Annotated in this window: 7 protein-coding genes; 4 read left to right on the top strand and 3 right to left on the bottom strand. The window is 60.0% G+C overall.

All coding sequences use genetic code 11. From position 1 onward, the window contains the following. Positions 1-62 precede the first annotated feature (62 nt). On the bottom strand, positions 63-962 hold the full coding sequence (locus OU993_RS18160) for a VOC family protein (RefSeq protein WP_268159862.1): 900 nt from the start codon (positions 960-962) through the stop codon (positions 63-65). Positions 963-980: 18 nt separating this feature from the next. Next, positions 981-1,751: a serine O-acetyltransferase gene (locus OU993_RS18165; RefSeq protein ID WP_268159863.1), complete on the bottom strand. Its 771-nt coding sequence runs from the start codon at positions 1,749-1,751 to the stop codon at positions 981-983. A 115-nt stretch (positions 1,752-1,866) separates the two neighbouring features. Between OU993_RS18165 and OU993_RS18170 the strand changes: the two genes are divergently transcribed. Both OU993_RS18170 and OU993_RS18175 read left to right on the top strand, forming a co-directional pair. Continuing rightward, positions 1,867-2,793: a LysR family transcriptional regulator gene (locus OU993_RS18170; RefSeq protein ID WP_268159865.1), complete on the top strand. Its 927-nt coding sequence runs from the start codon at positions 1,867-1,869 to the stop codon at positions 2,791-2,793. 110 nt (positions 2,794-2,903) lie between these two features. Beyond that, positions 2,904-4,052: a M20 aminoacylase family protein gene (locus OU993_RS18175; RefSeq protein WP_268159867.1), complete on the top strand. Its 1,149-nt coding sequence runs from the start codon at positions 2,904-2,906 to the stop codon at positions 4,050-4,052. Positions 4,053-4,197: 145 nt separating this feature from the next. Here the strand turns inward: OU993_RS18175 and OU993_RS18180 are convergent, their stop codons facing one another. After that, positions 4,198-5,271: a site-specific integrase gene (locus OU993_RS18180; protein ID WP_442793005.1), complete on the bottom strand. Its 1,074-nt coding sequence runs from the start codon at positions 5,269-5,271 to the stop codon at positions 4,198-4,200. 167 nt (positions 5,272-5,438) lie between these two features. Between OU993_RS18180 and OU993_RS18185 the strand changes: the two genes are divergently transcribed. After that, positions 5,439-5,717, top strand: a complete 279-nt coding sequence (locus OU993_RS18185) for a type II toxin-antitoxin system Phd/YefM family antitoxin (protein ID WP_268159870.1) — start codon at positions 5,439-5,441, stop codon at positions 5,715-5,717. Next, positions 5,704-6,135: a plasmid maintenance toxin (PemK-like) gene (locus tag OU993_RS18190; RefSeq protein WP_268159871.1), complete on the top strand. Its 432-nt coding sequence runs from the start codon at positions 5,704-5,706 to the stop codon at positions 6,133-6,135. The genes OU993_RS18185 and OU993_RS18190 overlap by 14 nt, the downstream gene beginning before the upstream one ends. Positions 6,136-6,215: the final 80 nt, after the last annotated feature.

The following is a 6,215-nucleotide window of genomic DNA, read 5'->3' on the forward strand; positions in this document are numbered from 1 at the left end:
TCACTCGTCATTGGCATCCGCTTGCGGGAGCAAGGTTTCCGCGCGGTGCAACAGCAGCATGATCAAACCGGCACGCCGGTTTCCGAAAAGGCAATGAAGACATTGCCATAAGGGACTGCTTCCAGAAGCCTGATATCGTCCGGCCCAAAACTGGCTGCAACCTCGTTCCCGGTGAGGATCGCAGCCACATCGGTGAGATTTCTGACCCGGATATGAACCGCTACGCAAGAGGGGCCAGCATTCTCGCGTAAACCAAGCGGCACAGAACCATAGCGGCGCTCGACACCATGTTGATCCGTTACCACATAGGCACCGCGTCCGGTTCGTGTCCCAAAGCCGTCTTCCAGTGCAAACAGGCTTTGCTCGCCATAAAGCCCTGCCAGTCGTTCACGCACCGCAGGCTGATGCGCCTTCTCCGCCATGATCGTCAGCTGCGAATAGGACATGGCGCCATTCCGGTGCGTGCTCCACTGCGGCACATAGATTAAATCTGGCCGATGCTGCTGGCAGATGAAGTTAGAAAGACGCGGCATCTCCGGTGAGGCCAGGATTTTCAGCGTCGTTGACGTGCGATCCGGCGTGCCATCCGGACGCTTTACATCCCGCCCGAAGGCGATCGTTCCCTGACAGGCGATGCCACGCTCAATCACCTGTGCCGCATCCGCTTCCGCCGCGTCGCTATTGAGTGCCGTCAGCGCAATGCCTTCACGCTCGTGAAGGTGGTCATGGACGAAGCGGCCAAAACGAAAATCGCCCGCAGCATAGCTGTCCAGCAGGGCTTCATCAAAGATGCTGACAAGCTCGATCAGCGAGCGGTCCATGATTGCGATGCAGGTGCTGGTGCCCCAGGGGTGGCGGCTCTGCGGCGCGAAGGTGAAGCCCAGCGCACGGAACCGTTCGACAGCCGCATCGAGGTCCCGCACCGCAATTAGCGGATGGTCGATGCCAAGAAAGCCGGTCATGCGCAAATCTCCTTGCAGTCAGATGCCTTTGAAGGATGTTTCGGTGCGGGGTTTCCCTTTTGCCGGAACACCCGCCACAGTGGTTCCCGGCTCCACATCCTTCAGCACCACGGAACCGGCGGCGATCACGGCCCCGGCACCGACGTCGATGCCGCCAAGAAGGACAGCGTCGGCGCCGACAGTGACGCCGGAACCGAGGCGCGGATGGCGCCGTTCGCCGCTATCCTTCAGCGTACTGCCAAGCGTGACGCCGTGCCAGATGCTGACGTCATCACCAATGATGGCCGTTTCTCCGACGACGAAGCCCAGCCCGTGATCAAGCCAGATTCCCTTGCCGAACCGGGCTGCGGGATGAACATCCGTAGAGAATGCCCGCCCAAACACCGCCTTCAGCGCCAGCGCCAGGTCGCGTTCGTCTGTCGTCCAGTAAAAATGCGCGACACGATGGGCCAGAACGGCATGAACGCCGCGCGAATACAGAAGCGTTGCCGAAAGCCCGCCGGGCTCGAAGTTCTTGCGCGCTGTTGTCTCGATATCCACTAGTGCCGCACCGAAGCTTTCGGCATCGGCTTTGAAAGCTTCCATGGCGTGGTACCGAAGGCGCGCGGCATCAGATTGGCCCGTTGCGGCGCTTGCCAGGACATCGGCCAGCAGATCAGCGGCATCGCCGGGTTCGATGGGGGAAAGACCAAGCAGGGTGGGAATATCAGGCTTGCGCCGGTACAGATCCGCCACTTCGGCCAGAAGGCGTTCGGCAATCGTCTGATACGGTCTTTCCTGCTGCTCCATGCTACCTCTTCCGTTCCGAACCTCGGTCATGACGCAGTGTTCCCTGTACAAATCGTCAGGTCCAGTTAATAATTGTAAGGTAATCAATTAGCAAAAATGGACAAAGGTGTCTCCGGTGGACCTCCAGAGACTGAGAACCCTGCGCGAGCTTCACCACCGGCAGACCATGGCTGCCGTTGCTGACGCGCTCCTGATTTCGGCCTCTGCTGTGTCGCAGCAGGTGGCGCTGCTGGAGGCCGAACTGGATGTAAAACTGATCGAACGCCGGGGCAGGGGCGTGACATTCACTCCCGCAGGTTTGCGGCTGATCGATCACGCGGACCGGATTTTCGGGCTGGTCGAGGCTGCGAGAACCGATCTTGCCGCGTTGAAACAGGTTATCTGCGGCGAGATTCGCATTGCTGCCTTTCCCTCAATTGCGGCAACGGTTGTGCCTGCCGCCATGCGGCTTGCGCGCGAGCGCCATCCGCAACTCGATGTGACACTGTCGGCCATGGAGCCATCCGAAGGGCTTGCGGCGCTCAGATCCTGGCAAACGGACATTGCCCTGATCGATGATCTGACCTTGACGCCGGATCCGGCGGATGAGCGGGTGGACAGGATCTTCCTGCAGGAAGATGAGCTTTTTGCCATCCTTCCCGCGTCTCACAGGCTTTCCGTGGCCGAGACTGTGAGCCTGGCTGATCTGCGTGGAGAGAAATGGTCGCTGGATGTGGCCTCGAATGTGTATAGCGACGTCATTCGCGAGCGTTGCCGACAAGCGGGCTTCGAGCCACAGGTCAACGGATATTGTAATGATTTCGAGGTGGTGCTGGCCCTGATCAAGGCAGGCTGCGGCATATCGGTAATGCCGGCCTTGCGTCTGCGTCATGTGGGGCGGGAGGTTTGCATCAAGCAGTTGAACCCTCCGATATACCGTCGGATCATGATAGCCATCAGGGCCAAGGAAGCACGCAATCCCGCGCTGTGCGCCTTTATCGACGTTTTGCAGGAAGCGGCACGGGATTTCATGCCATCGCAAGGGACGGTAGGCGTTGCGTGAGACAGAACAATGCGTTGCGCTCCTTCGCTCTTCAAAGCTGCTCCACAAATTGCGAAGATGACAATAGAAGCCTATCCCGCCCGGTGCATCCAATGCCAAAGGATTTCGACATGAACGCTCTTTTCTCTGAAAGACTTGAAGAGGCTTTGCGCTGGCGGCACCATCTGCATGCCAACCCCGAGCTTGGTTTTCAGGAAATCGAAACCGCGCGGTTCATTGCGGAAAGGCTTGCAGAATGGGGTTATACTGTTCGCACCGGTTACGGCCGTACGGGCGTTGTCGGAACTCTGACGAAGGGAACCTCCCGCAAGGCATTGGGCATTCGCGCCGATATGGATGCGCTTCCCATCACCGAAGAGACGAACGCAGCCTATGCCTCCAGGACGGCTGGGGTGATGCACGCCTGTGGCCATGACGGGCATGTGACGGTGGCGCTTGCAGCAGCACGGGAATTGTCCCGCGAGAGCTTTGACGGCACCGTTCATTTCATCTTCCAGCCTGCAGAGGAAAATGAAGGCGGTGCCCGCGCCATGGTGGAAGACGGGCTGTTCCGCGATTTTCCTATGGATGCGGTGCTCGGCATGCACAACTGGCCGGCGCTGCCGGTTGGAACGCTGGTGGCGCGCGATGATCAGATGATGGCAGCCTTCGGGATCTTTGAAGTGCAGGTCATCGGTCGTGGCGCCCATGGTGCCATGCCGCACGAGGGAGCCGATCCTGTGCTGGCCGCCTCGCAAATCGTCAGTGCGCTGAACACGATTGCGAGCCGAAACGTCTCTCCGTTGCAGGCATCCGTGGTGTCGGTCACCCAGATCCACGGAGGTGACGCCTGGAACGTCATTCCCGAACGCGTGTTGATCCGCGGCACCACGCGCTGGTTCGACGCGAACGTCGGGGATACGCTGCAGGCGCGGCTGGAACAGGTTGCCCGTTCCGTGGCCGAAGGTTTCGGGTGCCGCGCCAAGATCGACTATCAGCGACGTTACCCGGCCACTATCAACAATACAGAAGTTGCAGCGATGGTGCGTTCGCAGGCGGCTGCGGTTAACCTGCAAGTCATCGATGCCGCGCCTTCCATGGCGGCGGAAGACTTCGCCTTCATGCTGAACGAGAAGCCCGGCTGTTATTTCTGGCTGGGTGCTGCCCGCACCACGGGTGACAATCCCGGCCTGCATTCGCCCCGCTTCGACTTCAACGATGCGATCATTCCCTTCGCTGTCGAAATGTGGCGTTCTACCACGATGAGATATCTGCAATAGCTGGAATGACGACAGTGCTCGACACCGAAGCTGCGTTCATCCTTCGTCACAGTGAAGTGGAACGGCTGTAAACTGAACCGCGCCGAATTTGCGGGAGGCGAATTTTGCCTAAACCATTCGGCTATAGCTGGTGCCGATTCGCTTCTCAGTCAATAAGTCTTGCTGCTCTGCCACTCCGCCTAGTTGCACTGTTGTAGTATTCCGACGCCTGCTGGACGGATCGATGGCGCGACTGTTCCATTGCCTCGGGGAGAGGGATGCCGCGGTTGGCTGCTTCGGTGAGATAACCGGAGCGCAGGCCGTGGGCGGAAAACTCCGCCGGATTGAGGCCAGCCATGGCAGCGCGCTGTTTGACGATGTCGTTGATCGCTTTTGGATCCAGAGCACGTTGTGAGACATTTCCCCAGCGATCAATGGCGCGAAACACACTGCCGCTGTCGATCCTGGCAAGCTTTAGCCAGGCATCCAGCGCATCGACGGGCCGGCCAGTGAGGTAGACGATCTCGTCGGCGTCGGCGCCGCTGGTCTTGGTGCGACCGAGATGGATGGACAGCGAGGGCAGGGGAGCTGCCCCTTCAACCGGGATCGGCGCTTCCATGACCAACTGCTCCTTACGCAGCCCCGCCACTTCGCTGCGGCGCCTCCCACCGGAGGCAAAGGCAACCATGAGGATCGCCTTGTCCCTGACATCGCGCAGGCTGCCGGTCCGGCAGGTACCAATCAGCTTTGACAGGACATCGCCTGTCACGGCCTTGGCGCTCTTGCGCCGCTTCGGACGCGGCGTTGCGCGCACCGCCAGCCGGGTGGCAGACTTGACAGCAGGGGAGGTGAACGCACCCTGCAACCCGCGCCATTTGGTCAGCGTCGACCAGGTTGCCAGCCGCCGGCGCACGGTATCGGGTGCATGGGGACCGGATGATCGAAGAAACCCCTGGAGGCGAAGCTTGTCCTCGACCTCCGCCGGCATGCCGTGGCCCGGATCTGTCAGGCGTTTCTCAGGATCCCAGAGGTGATGGGCGACAAACTTCAGCAGGAGAGCTTCCGGCGCGGGCCAGGGGAGTGACCGGCCGGTTGCCGCCAGCGACCATGCCTGAAGATAGGCGAGATCGGAGGTGAGCGCACGCAAAGTGTTGGCGCCCATACCCTCGTTGACCAGATGCCGAAGTGTTTCGACATCCTGATCGGTCAAAAGCTCGGCCAGTTCGTCGCGCCGCTCCATTGGCAGGACGGCGGCGATCGTGTCCAATTCTTCCAAACGTCGCGACACCAACTCGTTCGTCGACAGTGATACCGGCGGCCTTCGCATAATGGTGTGCTCCGCGGGCAATCAGCAGGTTTGCAAAAGTTCCGGAAAGCCCGTATATTCCGGAATAAAGGAGATCTGCCATGACGTCGATTGTGACAGCAGCTGCGGTTTCGAAGAACTTTGGCGCCTACCAGGATGCGGCCGTGCGAGAGCCGGTCATCATCACCAAGAACGGCCGGCCGCGCACGGTGCTCATGGCCTATGAGGATTATCTTCGTCTCGCCAAGCGGGACCGTCGGGTCGATCTGACGGCTGCGATCAGTGACGACGAACTTGCCGCGATCGAGGCTTCGACGATGGAGCCGGGCCTGGATCATCTCAATGCCGAACTGCTGATGGACAAGAATGCTGCCGATTGAACCCAAGGTCGGCTGGATTTTCCGCTATTCCTATCTCTGGCATTGGCAGTATCTGGACGGACGAGAGGAGGGGGACAAGGATCGCCCGGCTCTCGTGCTGGCCATTGTTGCGACGCTTCAGGACGGGACACCTGCAGTACGTGTTCTGCCGATCACGCATTCCCCACCGTCCGATTCCAGTGACGCAGTCGAAATCCCGCCGGCCACCAAACGCCGCCTGGGTCTCGATGACGAGCGATCCTGGATCGTGCTGACCGAAAGCAATCGTTTCGTCTGGCCCGGGCCTGATGTTCGCCCTGTTGACAGCGAGAGTGGATATCACGGACCGCTGCCTCCGGCGCTCTTCGAAGAGGTGAAGCGTCGGTTCGTTGAGCTCGCCAGAAGCCAGCGTCACAAGGCGACCATTCGCAGCGACTGAGCTGTTCTTCATCCTTTTGTTCGCCCTCGAGTTCTGCGCGTCCAGCAGTGATCTTCACAGTGATTTGCCACGACTTTAGG

It is taken from the genome of Rhizobium sp. SL86, from assembly GCF_026672545.1.
GTDB lineage: Bacteria > Pseudomonadota > Alphaproteobacteria > Rhizobiales > Rhizobiaceae > Neorhizobium.